This window comes from Flavobacterium maritimum (assembly GCF_040049085.1).
Lineage (GTDB): Bacteria > Bacteroidota > Bacteroidia > Flavobacteriales > Flavobacteriaceae > Flavobacterium > Flavobacterium maritimum.
Genome location: NZ_JBDLZY010000003.1, coordinates 170786 through 196231, shown reverse-complemented (window position 1 = coordinate 196231; position 25446 = coordinate 170786). Strand labels below are relative to the sequence as shown.

The window sequence follows — 25446 nt, the reverse complement described above, 5'->3', positions numbered from 1 at the left end:
TTTTTACTTTAAAAGGTTAGCATAATTAAGAAAATATAGCCTCATATTTCATCCCAACATTATCAAAACCCAGTGGAGAAAGAAATAATTGTAAATCTCCTTTTTCAGGATGTAAAATGGTAAAAATACCTTGTTGGTAATATTCATTTTTTTGATCTGTCCGAAAAACTATTGAAAAAGGATTTCTTTCCAAAGGCGAATAATTATTCAGTTTTGTCAGCTCAATTAATTCTGCTTCAAGCTGGACTTCATCTGAAATACGAATTGTAAATACATTATTAATCAATGTTTCAAAATCGTTTAAAGTAAGTAAAGCTATATCCATGCATTATATTTTTATTATTTTATCGAATTTAAATAGGGCTCCATTCCATTAAATGGTAAATACCGTTTGTTTCGCTAATTTTAGTAAATCCCAATCTTTTGTATAAATTCATGGCAGGGTTGAAACTTTCTACATGAATACTGACATTCATATCTTTTAGCGCTGCCTTTTTTATTATTGCTCGCAAAATTGAGCTTCCAATATCTTTTTTTCGCCAATTAGGCAATAAAGTAATGTCTATAATTCTGACGCCTTTTTTTTCAAAATAAAAATCAATATACAGTCTTCCAACTACAATATTTTCTTTTTCAATTATATAGAACTTAGCTCCTATATAATTTTTTTGATAATAGTCATGTTGTGCAAAAAATTGCTGCTCAATAAAAAACTTTTTTTGTTCTTCGTTCCAGTTGGTTCCTTTTTCTAGTTCTTCTGTACGGGTACTGCCGTAAATTTCACATAAAACAGGTAAATCACTTTCCTGAATATCACGAAGATTAATATTATTTATTTCTAAATCCAATCTATATATTTAATTAGCCTCTTGGAGGAAAAACTCCCTGAAGTGAGATACAGAAATACATCGTTACATAAGGCATCATATTATTATGAGGCTGATCACCGCCTGATGGTACAATTGAATTTGTTGCCATTGCCGTCATAGAACCTCCCGATATATAAACCTTTACAGGGTTACCACGACCTAAACTAGAATTTGCAGGATTTGTTGACTGAGAATTTAAACTGGCAACCATTAGATTATGACTATGTGCAGGTATTTCTGATTCGAGCAAAGTTACTGTTTCACTACCCCCATTTTCGCCTAAATCATGTAATGATAAGCCGGGACCTTGTCCAGGATGCATAGGCGCTCTACCTTGCAAATCAGGTAAGGCAAAATTTGACATTCCGTTACCGCCATAAGTTGTACCTAATAACGAAAAAAGGGCTGTGTTTTGGGATAATGGTAAAAGTTGCCCATCACACCAAGCCCAGCCTTTTGGGGCAAAGTTAAATGGGAATATGCGTATTTCGGCCACAAATGGATCCATAATGTTTTATTTTTTTGGTATTAAAATTTTAAAGGACACGCTACTACTTATGTTGGATTCGGAAATATTCCAAATAATGAAATAATAAAATCAACACACAAATAAGGTTGGAAATTAGTATGCGGCTGACTACCCCCTGTAGGACTTATTTCTTGGGCACTTAACGGTATTGACGGGCTTGAACTAGAATATATTTTATTACCGGTAGCAGTAGCACTCAAATAAGCATCAGCTGGACTGGCACTATTTGCTAAATCTGTTGTAGCTACTAAAGCATGTGAATGTGCCGGAATCTGAGCAGCAGTAAGAGTTATTTCTTCAGCTCCACCCGTTTCAGCCAGTATAAATCCGTTACCATTATGTATGGGAATTCGGCCACGTAAATCAGGTAAGGCAAAAGTACTTTCTCCATCACCACCATAAGTAGTTCCAATTAATTGAAATAATGTTTCATTTTCAGAAATAGGCATTAGTTGTCCTTCACAAAACATCCATCCAGCAGGAGCAAAATTTCCTGCAAACATTCTGATTTCACCAACGTAAGGTTGTGCCATAGTTTTTTTGTTATAAATTAATAAGGTTGAGGAAAAATCCCTTGCAATGCTATACAAAAATTCAAAGCCAAAAAAGGCTGCATATTCAAATGGGCTTGACTGCCACCAATATTTGAAACAGAACTAGGGCTCATTGTCGTCAAGTTTTGACCGGAAGTATTATACACCTGATTTGGAGCTGTATTTCCTAATGAAATACCTGCAGCGGGAATATTGGTGCTTACGGCCTGGTTTGTATTGTTTAGAATGTGTTTATGTGTTGGTAATTCACTTACGCTTAGTGTGTGAGCCTGTTCACCTCCTCTTTCGCCAAGTGTGTGACCACTTCCCACATGAATAGGAGTTCTTCCTCGTAAATCAGGTAATGCAAAATTAGCTCTTCCATCACCGCCAAAAGTAGTTCCTAATAATGAGAATAAAGCCTGGTTTTGATTTATAGGTAATAATTGACCATCGCACATTGCCCATCCTTTCGGAGCAAAGCTAAATGACATAATTCGTGTTTCAGATAAAAATGGTTCTGCCATATTGAGACTATTTTATATGTTTATACTTTTTAGTACTATTATTAAACTAAAATGGAGTTTACAACTAGACTATGTTGGGATATCACTTCTTTTTGAAGTATAATATTAGATCCTTCGCTTACAATAATTTTTGTTGAGGTTTGTTTAGGAGAAAGAAGTGTTTTTAGAAACACACTGCCTTTTTTAGTTTCAAAACCATATGGGTTTAATGGCTGTACAGGAGAAGGAAATAAATAGGATATTAAATCAACAGTATTGTTTCTTGTTTTTAATTCTTTCTGGGCTACAGTTATGGCTTCCAAATCAAATCCAGACAATGATTTTAGTGTTTTCCATTCCCCATCTGAGTTTTTTCCAAAACACAACAAAACATTGTCTAATTTTCCTGAGCCATTTACATGAAGATGGATAGGAAACAGTTTTAGTTGATTATCCGAAGAGCTATAACAAAAATTACCTGAAGGTTCGTACCCCATTTTTTCCCAATTTACAATTGCTTTTTTATAACATTCTAAAAGCATCGGGTTTAAAGAAAAAGTATCTGAATACGTTGATTGAAGGAATTGTGCTAAAATATTTTCTTCTCCTTTTTCTGAATCTGAAAAATCAGTGAAAGTGCTTTGAGCAAGAAGTGAACTGCAAAAGAGTGTTGTAGCACCAACAAACCCAACATTTTTAAGAAAATTTCTACGCGTTAAATCAATCATAACCAATGCTTTTTAAGTAGTAAAGAATTGTTGTAATAAGTAGTAATAATCGTGTAAAAGTAGTAAAAACATTAATATATTGTGAAAACCACATAACATTAATTACAATTTTATAACAATAGATGATTTTTTTTTACTGTTTAAAGTATGTTTTTTAAGAAATAATCAATTCCTAACTTAAAAGTAGATATAAAAAAAAACCCAAGCTATTTAGCTTGGGTTTTTTAATACTTTCTAATTTCCTATTTCGTTTCTTCTTCTTCTTTCTTATCAGCTGGTTTTTCGTCTTTGGCTGCGTTTTTGAATTCTTTGATTCCGCTTCCTAAACCTTTCATTAGTTCCGGAATTTTTTTACCTCCAAAAAGTAATAATACAACTGCCAATATAATAAGGATTTCTGTAACACCTAATCTTCCCATGATTGAATAATTTATTGCCGAAGCTAATTTGTAATAAACTCGGTGGCAAAGGTATATAGAATTAGTATATGGAAACTCATTTTGATTCATTTATTTGGTTTCAAAAGCGTTAAAAATTTATTAAAAAGAGATGTAAACCATAAATAACCGCACAAAAACAAGGGAATACAATCAATGACAATAATTGTTATATTTGTTGAATAATCAAAAATTATGTCCGATAAACGATTGAAACGCCAAAAACTCAAAGAAAATTTATTCAGCAAAAGGCGTTTGATAATACTTAACGAAGATACTTTTGAAGAAACTTTTTCTTTGAAACTTACTTTGATGAATGTTTTTGTGTTCGCCAGTCTAGGAGCAATAATTATTACAATCGTCACTACTTTTATTATAGCGTTTACTCCCTTAAGAGAGTTTATACCAGGTTATTCATCTTCAAAATTAAAAAGGGACGCAACAGAATTGGCCTTAAAATCAGATTCTTTGTCGCGAGCATTGAAGAAAAATGAAGCCTATATTCAGTCGATTAAAAAAGTCCTTATGGGTGAGTTAGAATTTGCGAAATTTAATAAAGATTCTATTCTTTCAACAGCAGAAGAAGTTCCGGCCGAAATAGATTTGTCTGCCTCAGAAGAAGAACTCAAATTGAGAGAGCAAGTGGAAAAGGAAGAAAAAAACCAGTCTTCAAAGAAAACAAAATAAAAACCTCTGTTTTTTAAATCTTTTTAAAGAAAAAAAATGTCAATAAAATCAATTGCTGCTAAATTATTCGCACAAAAAATTTACAATAAAACACAAGTTTGGGCTAACGAACCCGTTAAAACCCAAAACAAAGTTTTTTTAGAGTTAATAAAAGAAGCAAAGAATACGCAATTTGGAATTGACCACCATTTTGATCAAATCAAAGCAGTTGCTGATTTTTCAAAGAATGTACCTGTTAGGGATTATGAAGATTTGAAGCCTTATGTTGATCAGGTGGTAAAAGGTTCAGAAAATATTCTTTGGAAAGGGAAACCCCTATATTTTGCTAAAACTTCGGGCACTACTTCTGGAGCCAAATACATTCCATTGACAAAGGAATCCATGCCGTACCATATTGAAGCGGCAAGAAATGCGATTTTGCATTACATTCATGAAACCGGTAATGCAGATTTTGTGGATGGAAAAATGATTTTTCTGCAAGGCAGTCCAATTTTAGAAGAAAAAAATGGAGTGAAACTAGGTCGATTATCTGGGATTGTGGCTCATTTTGTCCCTAAATATTTGCAGAAAAATAGAATGCCTTCCTGGGAAATCAATTGTATCGAAGATTGGGAAACCAAAGTAAATGCGATCGTTGAAGAAACCTTCGATAAAGACATGAGGGTGATTTCCGGAATTCCGTCCTGGGTGCAAATGTATTTTGAAAAATTGCAGAAAAAAGGAGGGAAGCCAGTGGGTGAAATATTCAAAAACTTCAAATTGTTTATTTACGGAGGAGTGAATTATGAACCGTATCGTGCCAAATTTGAAAATTTGATAGGTAGAAAGGTGGACAGTATTGAATTGTTCCCTGCTTCGGAAGGATTTTTTGCTTATCAGGATTCTCAAAAAGAAAAGGGAATGTTGCTGCTTTTGAACAGTGGAATTTTCTATGAATTTATAAAAAGTGATGAATTCTTCACTGATCCAGATGGTGCGGGACCAAGACGTTATACTATTGGTGAAGTGGAATTGGGTGTGAATTATGTGTTGATTATTTCTACCAATGCGGGACTTTGGGGTTACAATATTGGTGACACGGTTCAATTTACCAGTTTAAAACCCTACCGAATAATCGTATCGGGAAGAATCAAACATTATATTTCTGCTTTTGGAGAACATGTCATCGGAAAAGAAGTGGAAAGCGCTTTACAAGAAGCAATAATCGGAACCAATATTCGAATCAATGAATTTACGGTGGCACCTCAAATTAACCCATCTGATGGATTGCCTTATCATGAATGGTTTATTGAGTTTGAAAATGAACCGGAAGACAGCGTAATTTTTGCGGAAGCGATAGACACTGCTATGCGAAAACAAAACATGTATTATGATGATTTGATTGTGGGTCATGTACTGCGAAAAGTGGTTATTACAAAGGTCGCTAAAAACGGCTTTCAGGACTATATGAAATCAATTGGTAAACTGGGCGGACAAAATAAAATCCCGAGACTCTCTAACGACAGAAAAATAGTGGATTTATTAAGCAAAAAATAAAACGTCTATATTTGAGATTCAGAAAATAAAAAATAATGAAAGAGACTAAAAATATATCAAGATCCAGGGCGCAGGAATCCTCTGCCGCGATTGAAAAAATGTACATTACGATGCGTCATTTGTTCAATAGAGGATTTTATAAACCTATGGGGATTTCGGGCGATACTTTGAGAGAGGCATTAATGGCCTTACGACCTGAAATTTATGGGAATATTGCAGAGGAAAAAGTCGAATTAAACGGACTTTTATATGTGATTGAACGTCTTCCTACAGGAATTGAGGAATGCAGATTCATTAATTTAACTTCTGACGAAGGTTATTCGAAATCGCATTTTCAAGCGATTGTTCCGCCAAAAAGAAGACGCAATTGTTACCGTATAGACGAAGAACAAATGAACGTGGAAATTACTCGCGGCCGTTCGGATATTTATGATATTTTGACACATTTGACGTTTATCTTCATTGAATCACACAAAATTAGAAACAGGGTTTTACTGGATGATGGTGGGGAAGTTTCCAGAGATTGGTACAAATTAGAACAAGCTGTTTCCCAAAACAAGAAACTGTCACAGATAGAGAAAGAAAAAGCAATTTCCCATGCCGCAAATATTTTGGGAAGAACGTTTGAAGAAGTATTGGATATTTATGATGCCTTTGGTTCTACAAATGTACCAGATCGTTTTTTGCACATCATTTTTTGGTTAGGAAAACTGGCAATAGAGGAGATAGTTGACAATAATAAACGAACCATTACGTTTAGTCCTATCTTGAGAGAGCGCTTGGGACATCATATACATGGTGAAATTTGGGCAACCAACATCAAAGAGGTTTTGAAAGAGAATCGTCTTCTTGGCCGACCAATCCATGTAATAAGTGCGAATATGCACAGTGTGATGAATTCAATTTTTGCAACTCCGGTTTTAAAATCGAACTTTAAAGAAAAATCCGATTTCTTTATTTATGAAGAGTTGAGCAAGTCCGGTGCCGATGAAGTTCGTAAGCAGGTGGAAGAAGTGGCTTTAAAGCACGGAATGATTTCCTTACCGGACACATCGGGAACTAATATTGATGTTCAGATTTTTGATACGGCCAAAATAGACTGGGCCAAAACGGCCTTTCCAAAGGCAAATACCGGAAATGAAAAGCCAGTACTAATTGTAATGGATTATGCTTTTGGTGAGCAGGCATATGAAACCATTGATGAATTATTGAAACCATATAAAAAAGAAACCCTTTTAAATGTACAGTCGGTTTCTATTATGGGAAAAGCAGGAATTCTCGAAGGAGGAAAAGGCGATATCATGATTCCGAATGCCCATATCAATGAAGGAACTGCCGATAATTATTATTTTGAGAATGAACTGACTGCAGAGATGTTTGAAGGAAATGACATTACGGTTTTTGCCGGACCCATGGTTACGGTTTTGGGAACATCCTTGCAAAATAGGGATTTATTAAAGTTTTTCCACGAATCAACCTGGGGAGTTATAGGACTGGAAATGGAAGGTTCCTATTATCAAAAAGCGATTCAGTCAGCTTCAAAAATAAGAAAAAGTGTTCCCCACGATGTAAAAGTAAGATACGCGTATTATGCATCTGATAATCCATTGGAAACGGGAAGCACATTGGCTTCAGGCGGATTGGGTACGACAGGTGTAAAACCTACTTATTTGATTACGATTAAAATATTGGAACAAATTTTTAATGTTAAATAACAACAGCAGAATGAACAAAAATGTACCCCATAACCTAGAGGATCAGGAGGTTGATTTGTCACAAATTTCTAGAAATATAGGTAGTTTTTTCGATTGGATTTCTGAGAGAATCTTTTTAGGGTTACTGTTTTTTATAAAAAATAAAATTATTGTTTCAATTTTATTAGTAGTAGGAATAGGTATAGGATTGTATTTGGATAAAACGCAAAAAAACTACAATCATCAGATTATAGTTCAACCAAACTTTGGAAGCACAGATTATTTGTACGCAAAAATTAATCTAATTGAATCCAAAATTGAAGAAGGGGATACTGTTTTTTTAAGAGAGATTGTTGGTATAAAAGGATCGAAAAAGATCAATAAATTTGGGATTGAACCCATAACAGATGTTTATAAATTTATTGAGAGTAAACCGGAAAATTTTGAATTAATCAAGTTGATGGCTGAAAATGAGGATATTAAAAAAATTATCGAAAATAATTTGACAAGTAAAAACTATCCATTTCATGCCATATCTTTTTCAACAAATGAATTAATCAGTGAAAAAGAATCTGTGCAACCGTTGTTAAATTTTTTAAACGACACGGATTACTATAAGAAAATTCAGAAAGAGATTTTAAATAATATTAAAATCAAGATGATTCAAAACGATACAATTATCTCACAAATAAATGGAGTTTTAAATGGATTTTCGAATAAGATAAACGGCTCACAAAAAAGTGACAAACTGGTTTATTATAATGAAAATACACAACTTAATGATGTTATTAAAACTAAAGATGGTTTAATTATCGAACAAGGGAATCATAGGGTTAAATTAGTAGGTTTAGATAAAATTGTGAAGGACAATAGTATAACATTAAATGTTAAGAGTACACACTCGGTCAATGGAAAATTAAAATTAGTTTTGCCAATTTTGTTTATTTTCATTTTCATTTTTATTCGTTTTTTTATTGCTTTTTATAAAAAGAACTCTTTGAAATTACAAAAAAAACGATAATAATTTATAGAAGAAATTGTAACATTAATCCTTGGATTAATTTTTTAAAATCCTTTGAGAAAAATTCTTAAAAGGAATTTTCTGGTTGAGATAAAACTTTTGGAGGGATGTTTTTATAATATTGAATAAAGCATATTAATAGTAAATTAAAATATAAAACACCATACTGTCTATATAAATAATCTTCTATAAAACACACTATCATAGCATCAAAAAGAAAAACATAAAAGAGGAATAAATTTGTTTTTAAGCAAGTTTTGATTATTAATAATAAATAGATCACAAAGAAAAACAATCCTATAACACCGCTTGAAACAAGTATGTAGAAATAATAATTATGTGTCAAGTAATTATGTGATTCATAAAAACTTGATTCATAATTTTTCCCATAACATTCATTTAGTTTTGTCTGAAGATTTTCGAAACCAACACCATAGAGTAAATTTTCTTTAGATATACCAATAGAACAATCAAAAATTGCTTTTCTGATATTCGTTGAATCGTAATTAACGTTTACCGGAGGTTTATTGTAACTTTGATAAAGTTCGACAAATCGGTCTTTAATTCCAGGAGTCAGTAACGAAAGCGAAGCGGCAAATAAAATTAATGTTCCTAAAAAAAATAGCTTTTTCTTAATCTCTATTTTACCGATTGATAATAACATTATGATTAGTACCGCAACTAGCAATACGATGTTAAGTCTGGTTAATAGCAAAAAGGAAATTAGTAAAAAGCAAATTATGTATATGAGTTCAGTATATTTTTTTTCTTTTAAAACTAACTCGAAAGAATGGGCCGAACATAAAATTAAAAGTGTCGTATAATAAGTTGGATGTATTCTAAAAAGATTAAAATTATAATAGATATAGTTTCTGAAGCTAGAGACATTTTGAAAAACAACAAAGAATTCCCCTATAGAAAAATTAATAAAGAAACTAATAACATAAATTATTGCTATTAGTAAACAAGTGATTTTTAAGACAGTTATGTATAAATTTATTTTTTGAGTATTAAAGAATTCCTTTGGAATTAGTGAAAAGAAAATAGGAATAATTAGAAAAAAAAGAGCATGTTGAATATGGGGAATACTTTTTTGAAAATTAGTTGAAAAAATAGAATTTATTAAAATAATCCAAAATGGGATGGTGAGCAGGATTGTTTTGGGTTCTAAAAAACGATAATCTTTAACTGAAATTTTATAGATTATGGTGTTAAGACAAACAAGGATTACAACAAAACTTGACAGACTCTCCTTGAGGATGGGAAAGGTAAATAGAAACGACAGTAAAACAGGAAATAATTTTAAAGTCACATTTTTCATAATAAAACACTTTTTATTTTGTTACTGAAATCTTCCATGATTTGATTCTCGGAATAGGTGTTTAAAACATAATTTCTGGCCTTTTGTCCAATATCCTCGGAAAGTTTTGAATTGTTTTTTAACTCTAAAATTGTTTTGTAAACTGGGATAACGTCATCTCCAGTGAAATAAATACCACCTCCAGATTGATTTATAATAGTTAAAACTTCAGAATTTTCATTTCCGGAGATAATAGAAGGTCTTTTACTAGCCATCATTCCAAGAATTTTAGAAGGCATAATAGTATTAATTACTTCTTTCTTTTGAAATAAAAAATGAAGATCAGCTGAACAGAGCAAATTGTTAAGTTCTTCATAAGGGACAGGATCAAAATATTTAACAAAGAGGAATGATTTTAATTTTTCCTTTAAAGTATTTTTAAAGCCGCCATCACCTACAATTACAATTTCAATATTTTCTTCAGGATTTATTAAACAACACAAATTTTTTAAAAAATCCCAATCTTGTTTCTCGCCAATATTACCAGAGTATAACATGGTGAATTTATATGGATTTATTATGGAATGTTTTGAACTGATTTCTGGATTAATTTTTTCCGATGAAACCCAATTTGGAAAATAAAATGATTCTATTTTAATCGATTTTTCTCTAATTTTATTCATCATGCTTAAGCTAATAGTACTAACAATATTGGCCGAATTCAACATTTTTTTTTCAAAGGACGTAATAAGATTTTTAAAAAGTTTAAAAAGTAAATTATTGTTTTTTACTATTCCTGAATCTAAAGCTAAATCAAACTCAAAGTCCTGGATATGTATCCAAAGTTTTGCTTTTTTTATTTTTGATAAAAAAAGAGCAGGTAAAATAGAAATCGTAAACGGAACAATACAAATAACTAAATCGGTGCTTTTAATTTTTCGTAAGTTTACAAATGTTCCATAAAACAGATCAAACATCATCAAAATTCTTCCTTTAAAATTAACAGTTTCAGGAATGTATTGTTTGTATCGAATAATTTCTAAATTATCAGTTGTTTCAGAATAATAACAAGGAAGGTTCTTGTAATTTTCATAAATTTTCCATTGAGGATAATTGGGAAAACCAGTAATAATTGTAACCTGATACCCTCTTTCTACAAGGAACCGAGAAAACTGAGTTGTGTATAGTCCTATAGCAGTATCCTCAGGGTAAAAAAAAGCTGTTATTACAGTAATAGATTTATTTTTAGTCATTAAGCACCGGCTCATTTAAAATGTAAATATATGCTTTTCGAAGAATTTTACTATTTAAAAAACATTAAAAAAATAATTAAAAAAATAATACATTTGCAAAACTAAAATCTAAAAAAAAAATGGAAAAAATAGTTTTATTGTTTTTAAGCAGTATTTCATTGCTTTCTTGTGGAGGAGATAAGAAAAAAGAAAATATAAAAATAAGCAATGAAGAAGTGGTTGCTGATAAAGGCAATTTTTCGGTAATTATTGATGGAGTTTATAAAAAAAACGACTCTATAGTTTTTTATTATACGCAAAATGGTTTCGAATGCACGGATGAACAAGCAATTAAACAAGCAATTATTGGTTCAGACTTGATTCAAAACGTTACTATTAAATTACCAGGGGAAGTTATTCTTGAGAACTTCAGAATCAATTTAAGTAACAATCCAAGCCAAGAAACGGTATTGTTAAATAAGTTTAGAATAAAAAGAAACGAAAATTATTTTGACATTCAACAGGTAGAATTCTCAAAATATTTAAATTTTAATGAAAATGTCTCTTGGGATGACAAATTAAAAGGATTTAAGTTTAATACAATAAAAGACAGTTATATACCTAGAATATTAGGAAATCAAGAGCTGGAGTCTAAACTTACAGAAATGTAATTACTGCTTTAGTATTATTTAAAAACTTATTTAAAGACATTTTAGAATGTCTTTTTTTTTATTATGAACATAACCTTAGATAATATAATTTATTCAAGCGTTACCCAAGGAGGTGTTTCTAATTATTGGTTTGAATTATCACAATTTCTTCTACAAAAGGAACTGGACGAAGTATCTTTTTATGAGGAATCTAATTCTAAATTAAATTTTCATAGAAATCAGCTTTCTATCCCAGAGAATAAAATTATTCTTAATAATTCTTTTACAAAGTCTTCAATAAAGAGAAAACTATCTTCGGTTGAAATAAAGACTAAAGATTATTTTTTATATCATTCAAGTTATTATAGACCCTTATCTGGCAGTGATTTTTTCTCAGAAATAACCACTGTTCATGATTTTACTCATAATTATTATTCAAGTTTTTTTAAAAGACTTGTTCATAATAAAATGAAATATAGTTGTATTAAAAGATCCAAAGGAATAATCTGTATTTCAGAAAACACTTATAATGATTTAAAAAAATTCTGTGCTCCTGATAAGAATCAAAAAGTTGAAATTATTCATAATGGCGTAAGCGGTGATTATTATCCAATTGATGAGGAACGTTCTTCATCGGTAAAGTATTTAAATTCTTTAGAAATAGAGAGTCCTTATATCCTTTATGTGGGAAGTAGAATAAATTACAAGAATTTTTCTTTTGTAATTAAACTTTTAAAAGAGGTATCCGATATTAATCTTGTTATAGTTGGTACTAATTTGACTACGAATGAGTTAAATTTATTTGACAAAGAAAGTTTAAAAAGAATTTCAGTTGTAAGTGATGTAAACAATTCAGATTTAAATATACTTTATAATTTTGCACATGCACTTATATACCCTTCGAGTTATGAAGGTTTTGGTATTCCCATTGTAGAGGCTATGAAAGCAGGATGTCCAGTATTGGCATTACGAAATTCTTCCATTATTGAAGTCTCGGGTGATGCTGCAATTTTATTTAAGGAGTTAAATGTTGGGCTATTTAAAAAAGCACTGCTTGAATTATTCGAAGTAAATTTTAGAAAAGAAATAGTGGGTAAAGGGTTTCTTCAAGCTGAAAAATTTAGTTGGGATAAATGCTGTAAAGAAACATATGATTTTTATAAAGAGGTCTATTAATTGTTTTTGTTGCTAAAATCACACATAATCTAAAACTATGAAACAACATAGATAAATATGTCGCTAATTCCGGTTTTAAAATGAGTTTAACAATAATGATAACAATATCTTTATTGAACTTTTGCATTTATATTCTCTTTATAAGAGAAATAAAATAACCAAATAAATAGAAAAAATTCTGGAGGGAAATAGGTTCCGTCTCTAAAAAGTTTCAATAAAAAATAAATAAAAATTCCTTGAGCGAAGAACAATTCATTTGATTTGAAACATTTTGATGATTTGTATATTGCATATAGTAACAGAATAAAACCTAAAATTCCAAATTCTGAACAAATTCTTGTAAATAACGAATTAGCATCAAAAGAATTATCAGTTTCTTTTTTTTGCTTTCTAAGATATTTGGGAGGTCTCATTTCTTTTAAATATCTATTGGTATGCATATAATGATGACTACCGATACCACTTCCAAAAGGATGATCAGTGATGTTTTTTTTAGCTATATATAAATTACTTATCAAGACATAAGAACTTAAATTAGTGTCCTCATCAAATTTTCCGGTATTAATCACATTCAAAGAGTTATAAGTATCATCAACACGTAGCTTAAAAAAAGGAAATTCGTTGTATACAAAGAAAAAAACAGCAATAACGATAGGTATTAATCCTAGAAGAGCTCCAATTCTTCTTAATGTTAAATTAGGAATAATAAACATAAGTCCACAACCAATATATCCTAAAGAAGAATTAGACAATATTAAAGTGCCAAAAATGATTGCAAAATTGACATAGTTTTTTACGTTTAGATAATAATAACAAGCTGGAATTACTACAATAACATAATGAGCAGGTTCTTTAAAAATACTTTGTAAGCGACCATCGTTTAAATTAATGTTTAAAAAGTAAAGAGGGTAGCCTATAATTGCTACAATTAAAGCGATTTTTAGGTACACGTTTATGATTTCTTCTTTTTTATAAAGAGGAATAAAATTGTAATAATATGTTCCTATAATTGTTATCCCAATAATTTGAGATAACATAAAGTTATATGGAATCGAAATAATGGTGTAGGTTAAAATACCATGTATAAAAAAGAATAAAATTAATGCTGCGAAATAAAGGTTTAAAGTGATTTTTTTTATCTTGATTAATAAAAAATAATTTATAATTATTATTAAGTAGAGTAATTTCCAGTCAATGATGAAATTAAAAAAAAAGGCCTCTGTAAATATTGCAAATACAGAGGAGTAAAGGAGGTATTTCTTTATTGAAATTTTCATTGTAATAAATTACTTATTTATAAAAAATACCATCTATTTCTAGTTGCTTTCCTGTTTTTTTGTCATAGAAACCATTTTCTAATGCGAGTAATTCGAAATCCAATTCGTTTAATTTATTTTTCATCATTTCAAAAGTCATTGCCCCTTTATAAGACGAAATAAAAGACATTTCTATTTGAACTCCTTTGATAGATTTTAGCGATTTTTCTGCACCAAGTAATACCATTTCTTCATATCCTTGAGTATCGATTTTTAAATAGATATTCTTCCCTTTTAAATTAAAACTATCAAAAACACTATCTAGTTTTTGTATTTTTATTGTTTCTTTTTCTACAAATTTTGCTTGTGGAGCACTTTCAACTAGTTGCGGAAGATTATCAAGAAGAGAGCTGCTAACTGAGTTTTTAGCTATGTTTATAGTGGTTTGGCCGTCTCTTTCTCCGATAGAGTAATTATAAACTTTCCAATTAAGATCTTTTGACGCAATTTTTTCTAATATGTTAAATGCTTTTTTCATTGGTTCAAAAGAAATAATTTCTCCTTTGAAACCTAGGTTTCTCATTTCTGCACCATATTGTCCAATATTAGCACCAATATCAATAATGACATTTATATTATGATGATTTATCAACGCAATTCTTCTTGCAAGTTCATCTGTTGGATATTTTATGATTTCAATTCTGAAAAAGGAATTAAAAAAGCGTTTAAGTTTTAGTAATGTACTTTTGTTTTTATAGATAAATTTGTTCATGTTTTTTTATGTTTGAAACAATTTTATAGGCTTCTATAGGCTGAACTATACTCCAGATTAAAAGACAAATTATTGAGGATAATGCGACACTAGAAACACCAAAATCTAATTTTATAAAGAAATAAGACAATGGTATTTTTAATAGAACACTTGTCGCTAAAAGTAATAAATAACTTCTTAGATTACCAATTCCATTAAAAAAATAGCTATAAAAAGTTGTCAAGATTCGTAAGGAGGTCAGTATCGAAACAACGACCAATAAAAAAGGAGAAACAACAAAATCTTTAGAAATCCAAAGTTTCATTATTGGAGCTGCAATTACAACATATAATATCATTCCAATTAAAAATAAAATATATAAATAATTAAATTTTCTAAAACTCATGTTTAACCAAAATTGATTTTTTTCTAAATAATGTTTTGCAAACAAAGACCAAAGTGGGGCCATCCCAGCAGTTAATATCATCAGAGGAAATTGAAAATATTTCGAAACAATTTCATAAGGGACAATATCCCTTGGTCCAAAAAAGAAAGCTAAAATATAATTGTCTGATGAAAATAAAAATAAAGTACCAATTTGAATAACCATGTATTTAAAACCTAAACGATATATGTTATTCAAGTGTTTTTGGGGTGTTTTTTCTTTAGTAAAAAGGCTAATTTTTTCAGTTTTAAAAAAATATAAAGTATATAAAATATTGATTATTAAACAAACAATTCCATTTATACAGCTTATCAAATACAGCTTTGATTCCTCTTTTAATGACGGAAAGAAAAGTAAAGGAATTGTTAAAAATAAAAGAAAAACAATTTGATTAGCAGCAATTGATTGCTCAGCAAATTTACCTTTATGAACACTGATAAATAATGCTTTATGAGTGTTTAATATGAAATTAACACAAAAAAAGAAAATATTCAGGAGAAATAATTTGGTAACAAAGGACGATTCAAATGGAATATTTAATAATGATTGAATATCAAAAATTAGAAATATAATAACAAATAGTATAAATATTAACAATGCAGTGAAACAACAAATTTTATAAGTTGATTTTATATATGCATTGATTAAATCAAAATTCTCTAAATGCTGTAATTCAGGAATTTTAGATTTAAGAACACTCGATAAGCCAAAATCCATTAATAAAACCCACTGAAACAGTGCGAAAACCAAAACCCAAACACCATAATTTGTGCTACCAAAGTAATGAATTAGGAGCGGTATAGAAATAAACATAGACAATCCTGAGATAGCTTTATAAAAAGCACTCATAAAAAGGTGATTCTTTAACAAGAGTATTAATTGATTCATTCTTTATATAATCTTTATTTTTGAGGAATAGTAGTATGTTTTTTATTCTGCTTTAAGTTTCCAACCTAAAATATTAGTTTTCGGCAATGTGAGTTTCTTTGAATACTCAAACAATTTTTAATATTAAAATATAAAAATATTTTTTTCCTTTCTTTATAAAAAGATCAATGTTAGAAAGGATATCTTAATCTATTAATTCTTATAATTTTGGTTTTTTTTACATTCAAAAAAAACCAAAATTATAACTACAAATATAATTTTATATAAGTAAATCCAATTCCCAACTTGATATTTTGTTAATTGTTTTTTATATCTTGCAATTGTAAAATTGATTTATGAAAAGAATACTTATCACCGGTGCTGCCGGATTTTTGGGATCGCATTTATGTGATCGTTTTATTAAAGAAGGCTATTTTGTAATAGGAATGGACAATCTCATCACAGGAGATTTGAAAAATATTGAGCATTTGTTCAAACTTGAGAATTTTGAATTCTACCATCATGATATCACGAAATTTGTTCATGTTCCAGGAAAAATAGATTATATATTGCATTTTGCTTCACCGGCAAGCCCGATTGATTATTTGAAAATCCCAATCCAAACTTTAAAAGTAGGTTCCTTGGGAACACATAATCTTTTGGGACTGGCCAGAGTAAAAAAAGCCAGAATTCTTATTGCTTCTACATCAGAAGTGTACGGAGATCCATTAGTACATCCGCAAACTGAAGAATACTATGGTAATGTAAACACGATAGGACCAAGAGGAGTATATGATGAAGCCAAACGTTTTCAGGAATCCATAACCATGGCGTATCATACTTTTCACGGGGTGGAGACCAGAATTGTTCGAATTTTTAACACTTACGGACCAAAAATGCGTCTCAACGACGGAAGGGTTATTCCGGCATTTATAGGTCAAGCGATTCGAGGGGAAGACCTGACTATTTTTGGGGATGGTATGCAAACCCGTTCTTTTTGTTATGTAGACGATCAGGTAGAAGGGATTTTCAGATTGCTGCATTCTGATTATGTTTACCCTGTAAATATTGGTAATCCCGACGAAATTACGATTAAAGACTTCGCCGAGGAAATCATAAAATTGACAGGGACCAATCAAAAAGTGGTGTATCTCCCATTACCGGTAAATGATCCGTTACAGCGTCAACCAGATACGACTAAAGCAAAGGAGTTGCTTGGCTGGGAAGCCAAAGTAGGTCGTGCGGAAGGAATGAAAATCACCTACGATTATTTCAAATCATTATCAAAAGAGGAACTTTCAAAAGAAGAGCATAAAGATTTTTCCAATTATATAAAATAATCAAATTTGCGTTTTGGTTTAAGTCGATTTTTCTATTTGTAATCGATAATGGATTCTATCAAAATAATTATTATTTCTGATGATTTATGTTGATTGTAATGTTATAATATACTTGAATTTTAATTGGATATGGTGAAATCATAACAAATTTATAATCTGTGAATTTTCTAATAGTAAATTAACTACAAAAAATAGACAATGGTATACTAAATAGGAATATTAGTCGTTTTGGATGATGAATCTTTGCAATATAAATTTTACTTCAATAACTTAGAAATTAGTTACTAAGAGAATAAAGACGAAGAAAAATAGATTCTAAGGAATGAAAACTCTCTACATTTGTTTCGAAATATTGCGATAGAGACTTTAATACAATAATTTTATAAAAAACGACAACGGATAACGATTAATATGACTGCAGCGCAAATAGGAAGATATTCAAAATATATAAGCCCCATTAGTGTTGCTTTTGATCTAATAATAGTAAATTTATTCAGTCTTTTTTTCGTCAAAGGACTTCAAGTAAATTACTTATATTACTGTGTATACCAAATAATTGGGTGGTTTTTAATTGCTTTTTTTGTCAAGTTTTATGAAGTCTACAGATTTACCACTCCAGTCGAAATAATTTCAAAACTGTCGATACAATTTATTTTATTCTTTTTAATTGTAATTGCCTTTTTTCCTTTTTCCCAAGAGGCAATTTTTAATGCAGCCAGTATCGCCTTTTTTTTAGTTTCAAGTTTAGTATTGATCACTATTTTCAAATTTTTACTTTTCTATTATCTGAAGGAATACAGAATAATGACAGGTAGTAATTTTAGAAACACGGTAATTATTGGATATACACCCGAATCAATTCGGCTAAAGCATTTTTTTGAAACAAGAAATGACTACGGATATCGTTTTTTGGGATATTTTTCAGACAGGAAATCAAATCAAAATATCAAGGGAAAACTCGCGGATTTAAAACCGTTTATTATTGATAATGGTGTTCATGAAATTTATTGTTCATTGAATGAAATCTCTAACGAAAATTTGAAAGATTTGATCTGTTTTGCTGATGAAAACAATAAAACCATAAAATTTATTCCTGACAGTAAAGAAATCTTTTCAAAAAATTTAAGAATAGATTATTATGAAATGTTTCCTGTACTTTCTTTGCAGAAAACAATGCTTCATGATCCGATAACAAAAACTTTTAAAAGAATTTTTGATATTGTTTTTTCATTGATTGTAATAATTGGATTTTTGTCATGGTTAATTCCGATACTGGCTATTTTAATAAAATTAGAATCCAGAGGCCCTGTCTTTTTTAAACAGGGAAGACCGGGAATTGATGAAAACGAATTTTTTTGTTATAAATTACGCTCTATGCGAATCAATAAAACGACTGAAAAGGAAGCTTCCAAAGATGATCCGCGAGTTACAAAAATCGGTAAGTTTATGCGTAAAACAAGTCTTGATGAAATGCCTCAATTTCTGAATGTCTTATTGGGAGATATGTCGGTAGTTGGTCCGCGCCCTCATCTTTGGGCGCAAAATAAAGCCTACAGTAAGAAGATTAAAAAGTATATGGTCCGTCATTGTGTTAAGCCTGGGATTACTGGTCTGGCGCAAGTTAGCGGCTATAGAGGCGAAATAGAAAAAGATCGGGATATGGTTCACCGAATAAAATTTGATATTTTTTATATTGAAAATTGGTCCCTGATTTTGGATTTGAAAATTATTTTTCAAACTGTTGTCAATATTTTCAAAGGGGAGGAGAAAGCATATTAAAATGGAAAAATCATTAGTATCCATCGTCACACCAACGTTCAATTCTGAAAAATTTATTGTAGAAACGATTCGATCAGTCCAAAATCAAACCTACCAAAATTGGGAAATGATTATCGTTGATGATGGTTCTTCTGATGAAACGGTTTCAATTATAAAAAATTTTTCAGCAGATGACCCCCGAATCATTCTTCATCAGTTAAAGAGTAATTCCGGACCCGCAAAAGCAAGAAATAAAGGCATAGAAAGCATTAAAGGAAAATACATGACTTTTCTGGATGCTGATGACATTTGGTTCCCGGATTTCATAGAGAACAGTATTAAAACGATTGAAGTGACGGCTGTTCCGTTTGTTTTTTCTTCCTATAGACGTTCTGATGAACATCTGAATTTTATTTACAGTGATTTTATAGTTCCGCAAAAAGTAACCTATTCCGATATTCTCAAGACGAATTCTATTAGCTGTTTAACGGCCTTTATTGACATAGAGAAGCTTGGAAAGAAAACGATGCCGGAGATTTTCAAAAGGCAGGATATGGGATTGTGGTTGCAATATTTAAAAGAAATTCCTTTTGCTTATGGAATTCAAGAGTCGAAAGCTATTTACAGAATCAGAGCCAATTCGCTTTCACGCAATAAAGGTGATTTATTGAAATACCAATGGCAATTTTATCGTGAAGTGGAACATTTAAATGTATTCCAATCGATTTATTATATGACCCATTGGATGTACAGAGGCTTTATAAAATACAGAAATTAAAGCATTTATTTAAATATAATCGATGAGTTTTTGGAATCATTTTTTATATCCAATTTTCACTCTGTTGCTCTCAGTTTCTTTCTTCTCAGTTAATTCATCCAAATAGGAGAAAACCAATTCGATGTTTCTATCATGGTTTTCCAACTTTTTCTGAATTTGAAGTATGTCTATTTTTATTTTGGTGGTGTCCAAAAGCATTTGTCTTACTTTTGAAAAAATGCGCATAATTTGAATATTGGTTTGTATTGCTTTTTCACTTTTTAACACACTTGACAACATCAAAACTCCGTGTTCAGTGAAAGCAAATGGCAATTTTCTAGTTCCACCCCAACTTGAAGTCGCAAATTGCGACTTCAAGTTCTGAAATTCGATTTCAGTAAGTTGAAACATAAAATCAAAAGGAAATCTTGAATCGTTCCTTTTTTCTGTTCGTTTAATCTTTTTGTTTCAACTCCATAAAGTAATGCCAAATCACTGTCTAACATAACTTTTTGGTTGCGGATATACTATATTTTAGTCGAAATAGATTCTTCAGAAAGTAAAGATTTATTTTCCATAAGTTTTTAGTTAAAAAACAAATACAAGATTTTATTTATATTATAAATAGGATTTAAACTGTTTTAATTTCCCTCGATTACTTCTTTCCAATGCTTTTTTTCTGATAAAACTAAACTTCAAATTAGGTTCCAGGTATAGTGTGATGGCCTCTTCAATTTTTTGTATTTGTGTCGAATTTAATTCCACATCGCTCACATATTCGATTTCAAAAGTATCGATTTTGGTTTGCTTGATTATAAATTCTTTTACGTTACCATCGTCTTCAATGATGCTTTTCGTGACATAATAAAATGTAAGGCCAGGTGATTTCTTTCCACTGGGTAAAATCGCAACATCATTAGTCCTCCCGATTAGTTTTTTCAGAATGGGCTTTTTCAGTGTGCTTTTCTCATCCAAAATCCCAATGTCTCCGATATCATATCTAATAAAAGGATGTGCTTTGTTGAATAAGGAAGTAATCACAATCCGACCTTCTTTTCCGTAAGGAACCGGTTGATTATTTTCGTCTAAAATTTCTACGAATAAGGTTTCCGAATTGACCTGCCATTCTCCGTCCGGATTTTCAAAAGCAATTAAATCCAGCTCTGATGCGCCGTATTCATTGATAATCGGAATACCAAATTGTTTTTCTAAAAGAATTTTATCTTCTTCAAAAAGCATTTCGGAGGTAACCATACAAACTTTTAAGCTTGGACAAATTTCTTTCAAAACGATATTTTTTTTCTGAAGAAATTTGGCAAACAAAACAATCGAGCTGGTATATCCATTGATGTAATCGAATTTTATATTCTGAAATTTTTTCAGAATCTTTTCTAAAACGGCATCAGACAAATCGAAAATCGAAAATCGGAAACGTTGACTCAATACATCTTTAAGGCGCTCTTTTTTGTAGCCAATAAAATCCATCGGAATTCCATAAAAACGGGCCTGGAAGGAACGGTTAAAATTAATTTTGTACCAGCCAAAACGATAGATGATACTCGACCATGTTAGCGCATGGCAGTATTTGTCTTTGGCAAAAATGAAAGGATCTCCGCTAGAGCCGGATGTTTTGTTTACATAAATATTTTTTGGCAAGTACCCGTTGGAAAGTCTTTCCATTAAAGGTTTTTGCAAGTTTTGTTTATTTAAAATGGGTAAATCATTCCAGTTTTTTAAAGTGGTTGAACCGACGATTTCTTTGTAAAACGGATTGTTTTCTAAATGAAACGCTACGATTTTTGTTTTTTGTTCTTCAATAAAAGACTGATGCTCTTCTTCAGAAAAGGAAATTATCTGCTGCAATTCGGCTTTGGCTTCCTTCATTGGAAAACCATTTAACAGGAGGGTTAAGTCAAAAATTGGAAGCATTTTTTAGAATAAATTTTATCAAAAATAATATTTACCCAGACGTAAAGGTCAAGAAGCAACAACTTTTTGAAAATTAATTATTTTTTAAGTTCAAAAGCAATTATTTTTGCACCACAACTAAAAAACTACATCATGACTATTTTACTATTGGGTTCAGGCGGAAGAGAGCATGCTTTTGCATGGAAAATGATTCAAAGTCCGCTTTGCGACAAACTTTTTGTAGCACCTGGAAATGCCGGTACAGCTACAATAGCCAATAATATTAACATAAGCCCAACTGATTTCGACGCCATAAAAGCATTTGTTCTTCAGGAAAAAGTGGAAATGGTGGTAGTAGGTCCGGAAGATCCTTTAGTAAAAGGAATTTACGATTTCTTTTTAAATGATACTGAATTGAGTCATATTCCAGTTATCGGACCATCAAAATTAGGAGCCCAATTAGAAGGAAGTAAAGAATTTGCCAAAGAATTTTTAATCAGACATAAAATCCCAACTGCCGCTTATGATAGTTTTACTGCAGAAACAGTAGAAAAGGGATGTGAATTTTTAGAGACATTGCAACCACCTTATGTTTTGAAAGCAGATGGTTTGGCAGCAGGAAAAGGCGTTTTGATTATTCATGATTTGGCAGAAGCCAAAGAAGAATTAAGAAACATGTTGGTGCACCAAAAATTTGGAGCAGCCAGTTCAAAAGTGGTCATTGAAGAATTCCTTGACGGAATTGAATTAAGCTGTTTTGTTCTTACCGATGGGAAAAGCTATAAAATTTTGCCGACCGCCAAAGATTACAAACGTATTGGAGAAGGGGACACAGGGTTAAATACAGGTGGAATGGGAGCAGTTTCTCCAGTTCCTTATGTTGATGCCGTTTTAATGGAAAAAATAGAAACACGCATAGTAAAACCAACTATTGATGGTTTTCAAAAAGACGGAATCCCTTATAAAGGTTTTGTTTTTATTGGACTGATCAATGTTAAGAACGAACCAATCGTAATTGAATACAATGTGAGAATGGGTGATCCGGAAACTGAAGTGGTTGTTCCGAGATTGAAATCTGACTTGGTAGAATTATTTTTGGCTGTAGCCAATGAAAAATTGGATGAAATTTCCCTTGAGATTGACGAGAGAAGCGCTACAACGATTATGGTTGTTTCAGGAGGATATCCGGAAGATTTTGAAAAAGGAAAAGAAATTTCAGGACTTTCAGAAGTTGAAGATTCTATTGTTTTTCATGCAGGAACAAAATTAGAAAACGGAAAAGTGGTTTCTAATGGCGGAAGGGTTTTAACCGTGACATCATATGGAGACAATTTCGAAGAGGCCATAAAAAAATCTTACCAAAACATCGATAAATTATGTTTTGATAAGATGTATTTTAGAAGAGATATTGGAAACGATTTAAAATAGTTTCCAATTATCGTTCATTCTTTTTTAAATATTATTTTAAAAAAGAGTGAGCGGTAGTATCTTGATTTTCTGTACCTGCTTCATCAAAAATTCTCAATTGTTTGATCCAGTATACCATTGCAGCTGCACAGATAACCATAAAAATCCAATTGATAGTATTAGCGCCAAACCAAGAAACAAGTTCAAAAGATCTTAAAAAATCTAGTGGGGCGAATAAGATGTCTACAAATAAATATTGTATTCCTTCAAAAAATGCTTTCATAATGCTATAATTATTATATTATTTTATTGTTTTGGAAACTAGTGAAAGCATAAAAGGGGCTGGAACAGCTAATCTTTTCGCAACTTCTTGGTTTCCTTTTTAAACAAGTATTATATTTACAGTCACAAAAGTATAAAATATCCTTATGATAACAAGTGTTTTTAAAAAATCTACACCATTAAATTATTCTTTGGTTGTAATTTTAATACTGGTTTTCTTTTTAATGTATCAATTTCAAGATCCATCTTGGATGAATTCGGGTATTTTAATTTTTATAAAGGCTGGATTATTGTTGGTTTTAATGGCTTCCATTTTTATCACTAATTTTATTGTAAAGAGAAACGGATTAGGAAAAGACAGTAGTTACACCATCTTTTTTTATTTTTTATTTTTGTTGTTTTTTCCTTCGGTAGTAGACAATATCAATTTAATTGTTGCTAATTTCTTCATTCTGTTGGCCCTTCGCCGATTGATTTCTTTACAGTCACTTAAAGCATCCAAGGAAAAAATATTTGATGCCTCTTTGTGGATTTTCGTAGCCACAATATTCCAATTCTGGAGTATTCTTTTTATAGTGCTTGTATTTATTTCAGTTTTCTTTCATGTTTCCAGGGATTATAGAAACTGGGTATTACCTTTTATTGCACTTTTTACAGTAGGAACTATTTTTATGCTTTTTGCGCTAATTTTTAGTGTGGATATTGTCGATTTTGCGTACAAAAATGTAACAACTAATTTTGCGATCGATTATTTTACCAATAATTATCAAAATGCTGCTTTGTCCATTTATGTATCTGTTGCCTTGTTTTTTGTTGTTTCAATGCTACTGTCACTTTCAAACAGACCATTATTGTTGCATACATCCTTCAAGAAAATTATTGCATCGTTTTTTATTGGGGTAGTTATTTTCCTGATTTCTGCTGACAAAAGCAATGATTTGCTGGTATTCACTTTTGCTCCATTATCTATTTTGGCAACCTGCCACATCGAAATTGTGCAGAAAAAAATGAAAAACGAAATAGTTTTAGGGATTCTTATTTTGTGCAGTCTATTTGCATTTTTCTCACAATTATAATTTTTCTCCAAAAGCTAAATCACCGGCATCACCCAGTCCGGGAACAATATAACTGTGTGCATTGAGTTTTTCATCAAGTGCCGCTATCCAAAGATGACAGGAATCCGGTAAGTGTTTTTGAAGATAATCAATTCCCTCCGGCACGGCAATCACAACGGCAATATGAATTTCCTTTGGCGTTCCTCTTTCCATTAATTTGTTATAAACAGCGAGTATAGATTGTCCTGTGGCCAGCATTGGGTCAATAAGCAATACATTTTTAGCATTTATGTCGGCAATCGCTTGATATTCTACTTTAATATCAAAATAATCGTCATTATAAGGGTGGTGGCGGTACGCAGAGATAAAGCCATTTTCGGCAGTATCAAAATAATTTAAAAAGCCTTGATGCAAAGTCAGACCGGCCCTTAAAATGGAGCATAAAACCAAGCGGTCTTTTATTTGGGTGGTTTTTTTTATGCCTAACGGTGTTTGAATTTCAATGTCTTTGTAATGCAATTCTTTACTTAATTCATACGCCATTATTTCACCGATACGTTCAATATTTCTTCGAAAACGCATGCTGTCATTATGAATATTGACATCTCGTATTTCGCCCAAAAAATGATTGAGAACACTGTTGTTTTTCGATAGCTGATGAATTTGCATAAATTATTTTTTTATATTTTATATCCAAGATTTATAAATAAAACTTTGGCACT

26 protein-coding genes and 1 pseudogene are annotated in these 25446 nt (G+C 30.9%); 11 read left to right on the top strand and 16 right to left on the bottom strand.

Going from position 1 to position 25446, the window contains the following annotated elements; genetic code table 11:
• Positions 1-25: 25 nt before the first annotated feature.
• The 7 genes from ABEB23_RS08170 to ABEB23_RS08140 form a co-directional block, all read right to left on the bottom strand.
• On the bottom strand, positions 26-325 hold the full coding sequence (locus ABEB23_RS08170; protein ID WP_348812051.1) for a DUF6916 family protein: 300 nt from the start codon (positions 323-325) through the stop codon (positions 26-28).
• Between the two features lie 28 nt (positions 326-353).
• Entirely contained in the window at positions 354-848 is a 495-nt protein-coding gene (locus ABEB23_RS08165; RefSeq protein ID WP_348812050.1) for a GNAT family N-acetyltransferase, read from the bottom strand.
• Between the two features lie 13 nt (positions 849-861).
• Complete coding sequence (locus tag ABEB23_RS08160) at positions 862-1377, bottom strand: phage tail protein (protein ID WP_348812049.1); 516 nt, start codon at positions 1375-1377, stop codon at positions 862-864.
• A 47-nt stretch (positions 1378-1424) separates the two neighbouring features.
• Positions 1425-1931, bottom strand: a complete 507-nt coding sequence (locus ABEB23_RS08155; protein ID WP_348812048.1) for a phage tail protein — start codon at positions 1929-1931, stop codon at positions 1425-1427.
• Positions 1932-1948: 17 nt separating this feature from the next.
• Positions 1949-2458 (bottom strand): phage tail protein, encoded by a 510-nt coding sequence (locus ABEB23_RS08150; RefSeq protein WP_348812047.1) that lies wholly within the window; start codon positions 2456-2458, stop codon positions 1949-1951.
• Positions 2459-2499: 41 nt separating this feature from the next.
• Positions 2500-3165, bottom strand: a complete 666-nt coding sequence (locus ABEB23_RS08145) for a hypothetical protein (protein ID WP_348812046.1) — start codon at positions 3163-3165, stop codon at positions 2500-2502.
• 242 nt (positions 3166-3407) lie between these two features.
• Positions 3408-3584, bottom strand: coding sequence for a Sec-independent protein translocase subunit TatA/TatB (locus ABEB23_RS08140; protein ID WP_348812330.1), 177 nt, complete (start codon positions 3582-3584; stop codon positions 3408-3410).
• A gap of 213 nt (positions 3585-3797) precedes the next feature.
• Between ABEB23_RS08140 and ABEB23_RS08135 the strand changes: the two genes are divergently transcribed.
• Genes ABEB23_RS08135 through ABEB23_RS08120 form a run of 4 tightly spaced genes read left to right on the top strand, consistent with a single transcriptional unit; the run spans position 3798 to position 8540 of the window.
• Positions 3798-4289 carry a peptidase gene (locus ABEB23_RS08135; protein WP_348812045.1) on the top strand — a complete coding sequence of 164 codons (492 nt, stop codon included), beginning with the start codon at positions 3798-3800 and terminating at the stop codon, positions 4287-4289.
• Between the two features lie 36 nt (positions 4290-4325).
• Positions 4326-5825: a GH3 auxin-responsive promoter family protein gene (locus ABEB23_RS08130; protein ID WP_348812044.1), complete on the top strand. Its 1500-nt coding sequence runs from the start codon at positions 4326-4328 to the stop codon at positions 5823-5825.
• A 35-nt stretch (positions 5826-5860) separates the two neighbouring features.
• Positions 5861-7540 carry a DUF6909 family protein gene (locus ABEB23_RS08125; protein ID WP_348812043.1) on the top strand — a complete coding sequence of 560 codons (1680 nt, stop codon included), beginning with the start codon at positions 5861-5863 and terminating at the stop codon, positions 7538-7540.
• Positions 7541-7550: 10 nt separating this feature from the next.
• Positions 7551-8540, top strand: coding sequence for a hypothetical protein (locus ABEB23_RS08120; RefSeq protein WP_348812042.1), 990 nt, complete (start codon positions 7551-7553; stop codon positions 8538-8540).
• A 67-nt stretch (positions 8541-8607) separates the two neighbouring features.
• Here the strand turns inward: ABEB23_RS08120 and ABEB23_RS08115 are convergent, their stop codons facing one another.
• Together ABEB23_RS08115 and ABEB23_RS08110 are read right to left on the bottom strand one after the other, a co-directional pair.
• Positions 8608-9861 (bottom strand): O-antigen ligase family protein, encoded by a 1254-nt coding sequence (locus ABEB23_RS08115; RefSeq protein WP_348812041.1) that lies wholly within the window; start codon positions 9859-9861, stop codon positions 8608-8610.
• A complete protein-coding gene (locus tag ABEB23_RS08110) occupies positions 9858-11093 on the bottom strand; it encodes a glycosyltransferase family 4 protein (RefSeq protein ID WP_348812040.1) in 1236 nt (411 codons plus the stop codon). Before ABEB23_RS08110 ends, ABEB23_RS08115 begins: the two co-directional genes overlap by 4 nt.
• A 119-nt stretch (positions 11094-11212) precedes the next feature.
• Between ABEB23_RS08110 and ABEB23_RS08105 the strand changes: the two genes are divergently transcribed.
• Both ABEB23_RS08105 and ABEB23_RS08100 read left to right on the top strand, forming a co-directional pair.
• Positions 11213-11743: a hypothetical protein gene (locus tag ABEB23_RS08105; protein ID WP_348812039.1), complete on the top strand. Its 531-nt coding sequence runs from the start codon at positions 11213-11215 to the stop codon at positions 11741-11743.
• Positions 11744-11806: 63 nt separating this feature from the next.
• A complete protein-coding gene (locus tag ABEB23_RS08100; RefSeq protein WP_348812038.1) occupies positions 11807-12898 on the top strand; it encodes a glycosyltransferase family 4 protein in 1092 nt (363 codons plus the stop codon).
• A gap of 110 nt (positions 12899-13008) precedes the next feature.
• Here ABEB23_RS08100 and ABEB23_RS08095 read toward each other — a convergent pair whose 3' ends face one another.
• The 3 genes from ABEB23_RS08095 to ABEB23_RS08085 are packed head-to-tail and all read right to left on the bottom strand — an operon-like array spanning position 13009 to position 15548.
• Complete coding sequence (locus ABEB23_RS08095; protein ID WP_348812037.1) at positions 13009-14175, bottom strand: O-antigen ligase family protein; 1167 nt, start codon at positions 14173-14175, stop codon at positions 13009-13011.
• 13 nt (positions 14176-14188) lie between these two features.
• Entirely contained in the window at positions 14189-14926 is a 738-nt protein-coding gene (locus ABEB23_RS08090; RefSeq protein ID WP_348812036.1) for an FkbM family methyltransferase, read from the bottom strand.
• A complete protein-coding gene (locus tag ABEB23_RS08085) occupies positions 14907-15548 on the bottom strand; it encodes a lipopolysaccharide biosynthesis protein (protein ID WP_348812035.1) in 642 nt (213 codons plus the stop codon). The genes ABEB23_RS08090 and ABEB23_RS08085 overlap by 20 nt, the downstream gene beginning before the upstream one ends.
• A gap of 1025 nt (positions 15549-16573) precedes the next feature.
• Here ABEB23_RS08085 and ABEB23_RS08080 point away from each other — a divergent pair.
• The 3 genes from ABEB23_RS08080 to ABEB23_RS08070 all read left to right on the top strand — a co-directional run bounded on the left by ABEB23_RS08080 (position 16574) and on the right by ABEB23_RS08070 (position 20093).
• A complete protein-coding gene (locus ABEB23_RS08080; protein WP_348812034.1) occupies positions 16574-17557 on the top strand; it encodes a UDP-glucuronic acid decarboxylase family protein in 984 nt (327 codons plus the stop codon).
• 411 nt (positions 17558-17968) lie between these two features.
• Positions 17969-19336: an undecaprenyl-phosphate glucose phosphotransferase gene (locus ABEB23_RS08075; protein WP_348812033.1), complete on the top strand. Its 1368-nt coding sequence runs from the start codon at positions 17969-17971 to the stop codon at positions 19334-19336.
• A gap of 1 nt (position 19337) precedes the next feature.
• A complete protein-coding gene (locus ABEB23_RS08070; RefSeq protein ID WP_348812032.1) occupies positions 19338-20093 on the top strand; it encodes a glycosyltransferase family 2 protein in 756 nt (251 codons plus the stop codon).
• Between the two features lie 36 nt (positions 20094-20129).
• Here the strand turns inward: ABEB23_RS08070 and ABEB23_RS08065 are convergent.
• Positions 20130-20536, bottom strand: a pseudogene (locus ABEB23_RS08065) (ORF6N domain-containing protein); the annotation flags it as partial.
• A 154-nt stretch (positions 20537-20690) separates the two neighbouring features.
• Positions 20691-22001 (bottom strand): phenylacetate--CoA ligase family protein, encoded by a 1311-nt coding sequence (locus ABEB23_RS08060; protein WP_348812031.1) that lies wholly within the window; start codon positions 21999-22001, stop codon positions 20691-20693.
• A 132-nt stretch (positions 22002-22133) separates the two neighbouring features.
• Here ABEB23_RS08060 and purD point away from each other — a divergent pair, with 132 nt between their 5' ends.
• Complete coding sequence (gene purD, locus ABEB23_RS08055) at positions 22134-23408, top strand: phosphoribosylamine--glycine ligase (RefSeq protein WP_348812029.1); 1275 nt, start codon at positions 22134-22136, stop codon at positions 23406-23408.
• A gap of 31 nt (positions 23409-23439) precedes the next feature.
• On the opposite strand, the gene ABEB23_RS08050 is transcribed toward purD, so the two are convergent.
• On the bottom strand, positions 23440-23670 hold the full coding sequence (locus tag ABEB23_RS08050; RefSeq protein ID WP_348812028.1) for a DUF6341 family protein: 231 nt from the start codon (positions 23668-23670) through the stop codon (positions 23440-23442).
• Positions 23671-23815: 145 nt separating this feature from the next.
• Here ABEB23_RS08050 and ABEB23_RS08045 point away from each other — a divergent pair, with 145 nt between their 5' ends.
• Entirely contained in the window at positions 23816-24745 is a 930-nt protein-coding gene (locus ABEB23_RS08045) for a DUF6427 family protein (RefSeq protein ID WP_348812027.1), read from the top strand.
• On the opposite strand, the gene upp is transcribed toward ABEB23_RS08045, so the two are convergent.
• On the bottom strand, positions 24740-25393 hold the full coding sequence (upp, locus tag ABEB23_RS08040) for a uracil phosphoribosyltransferase (protein WP_348812026.1): 654 nt from the start codon (positions 25391-25393) through the stop codon (positions 24740-24742). The genes ABEB23_RS08045 and upp overlap by 6 nt on opposite strands.
• Between the last annotated feature and the right edge of the window lie 53 nt (positions 25394-25446).

Excerpts from the sequence above, each read along its gene's own strand:
- ABEB23_RS08170 (WP_348812051.1), bottom strand. The coding sequence starts at position 325 with ATGGATATAGCTTTACTTACTTTAAACGATTTTGAAACATTGATTAAT.
- ABEB23_RS08160 (WP_348812049.1), bottom strand. The coding sequence starts at position 1,377 with ATGGATCCATTTGTGGCCGAAATACGCATATTCCCATTTAACTTTGCC.
- ABEB23_RS08155 (WP_348812048.1), bottom strand. The coding sequence starts at position 1,931 with ATGGCACAACCTTACGTTGGTGAAATCAGAATGTTTGCAGGAAATTTT.
- ABEB23_RS08150 (WP_348812047.1), bottom strand. The coding sequence starts at position 2,458 with ATGGCAGAACCATTTTTATCTGAAACACGAATTATGTCATTTAGCTTT.
- ABEB23_RS08145 (WP_348812046.1), bottom strand. The coding sequence starts at position 3,165 with ATGATTGATTTAACGCGTAGAAATTTTCTTAAAAATGTTGGGTTTGTT.
- ABEB23_RS08140 (WP_348812330.1), bottom strand. The coding sequence starts at position 3,584 with ATGGGAAGATTAGGTGTTACAGAAATCCTTATTATATTGGCAGTTGTA.
- ABEB23_RS08135 (WP_348812045.1), top strand. The coding sequence starts at position 3,798 with ATGTCCGATAAACGATTGAAACGCCAAAAACTCAAAGAAAATTTATTC.
- ABEB23_RS08130 (WP_348812044.1), top strand. The coding sequence starts at position 4,326 with ATGTCAATAAAATCAATTGCTGCTAAATTATTCGCACAAAAAATTTAC.
- ABEB23_RS08125 (WP_348812043.1), top strand. The coding sequence starts at position 5,861 with ATGAAAGAGACTAAAAATATATCAAGATCCAGGGCGCAGGAATCCTCT.
- ABEB23_RS08120 (WP_348812042.1), top strand. The coding sequence starts at position 7,551 with ATGAACAAAAATGTACCCCATAACCTAGAGGATCAGGAGGTTGATTTG.
- ABEB23_RS08115 (WP_348812041.1), bottom strand. The coding sequence starts at position 9,861 with ATGAAAAATGTGACTTTAAAATTATTTCCTGTTTTACTGTCGTTTCTA.
- ABEB23_RS08110 (WP_348812040.1), bottom strand. The coding sequence starts at position 11,093 with ATGACTAAAAATAAATCTATTACTGTAATAACAGCTTTTTTTTACCCT.
- ABEB23_RS08105 (WP_348812039.1), top strand. The coding sequence starts at position 11,213 with ATGGAAAAAATAGTTTTATTGTTTTTAAGCAGTATTTCATTGCTTTCT.
- ABEB23_RS08100 (WP_348812038.1), top strand. The coding sequence starts at position 11,807 with ATGAACATAACCTTAGATAATATAATTTATTCAAGCGTTACCCAAGGA.
- ABEB23_RS08095 (WP_348812037.1), bottom strand. The coding sequence starts at position 14,175 with ATGAAAATTTCAATAAAGAAATACCTCCTTTACTCCTCTGTATTTGCA.
- ABEB23_RS08090 (WP_348812036.1), bottom strand. The coding sequence starts at position 14,926 with ATGAACAAATTTATCTATAAAAACAAAAGTACATTACTAAAACTTAAA.
- ABEB23_RS08080 (WP_348812034.1), top strand. The coding sequence starts at position 16,574 with ATGAAAAGAATACTTATCACCGGTGCTGCCGGATTTTTGGGATCGCAT.
- ABEB23_RS08075 (WP_348812033.1), top strand. The coding sequence starts at position 17,969 with ATGACTGCAGCGCAAATAGGAAGATATTCAAAATATATAAGCCCCATT.
- ABEB23_RS08070 (WP_348812032.1), top strand. The coding sequence starts at position 19,338 with ATGGAAAAATCATTAGTATCCATCGTCACACCAACGTTCAATTCTGAA.
- ABEB23_RS08060 (WP_348812031.1), bottom strand. The coding sequence starts at position 22,001 with ATGCTTCCAATTTTTGACTTAACCCTCCTGTTAAATGGTTTTCCAATG.
- purD (WP_348812029.1), top strand. The coding sequence starts at position 22,134 with ATGACTATTTTACTATTGGGTTCAGGCGGAAGAGAGCATGCTTTTGCA.
- ABEB23_RS08050 (WP_348812028.1), bottom strand. The coding sequence starts at position 23,670 with ATGAAAGCATTTTTTGAAGGAATACAATATTTATTTGTAGACATCTTA.
- ABEB23_RS08045 (WP_348812027.1), top strand. The coding sequence starts at position 23,816 with ATGATAACAAGTGTTTTTAAAAAATCTACACCATTAAATTATTCTTTG.
- upp (WP_348812026.1), bottom strand. The coding sequence starts at position 25,393 with ATGCAAATTCATCAGCTATCGAAAAACAACAGTGTTCTCAATCATTTT.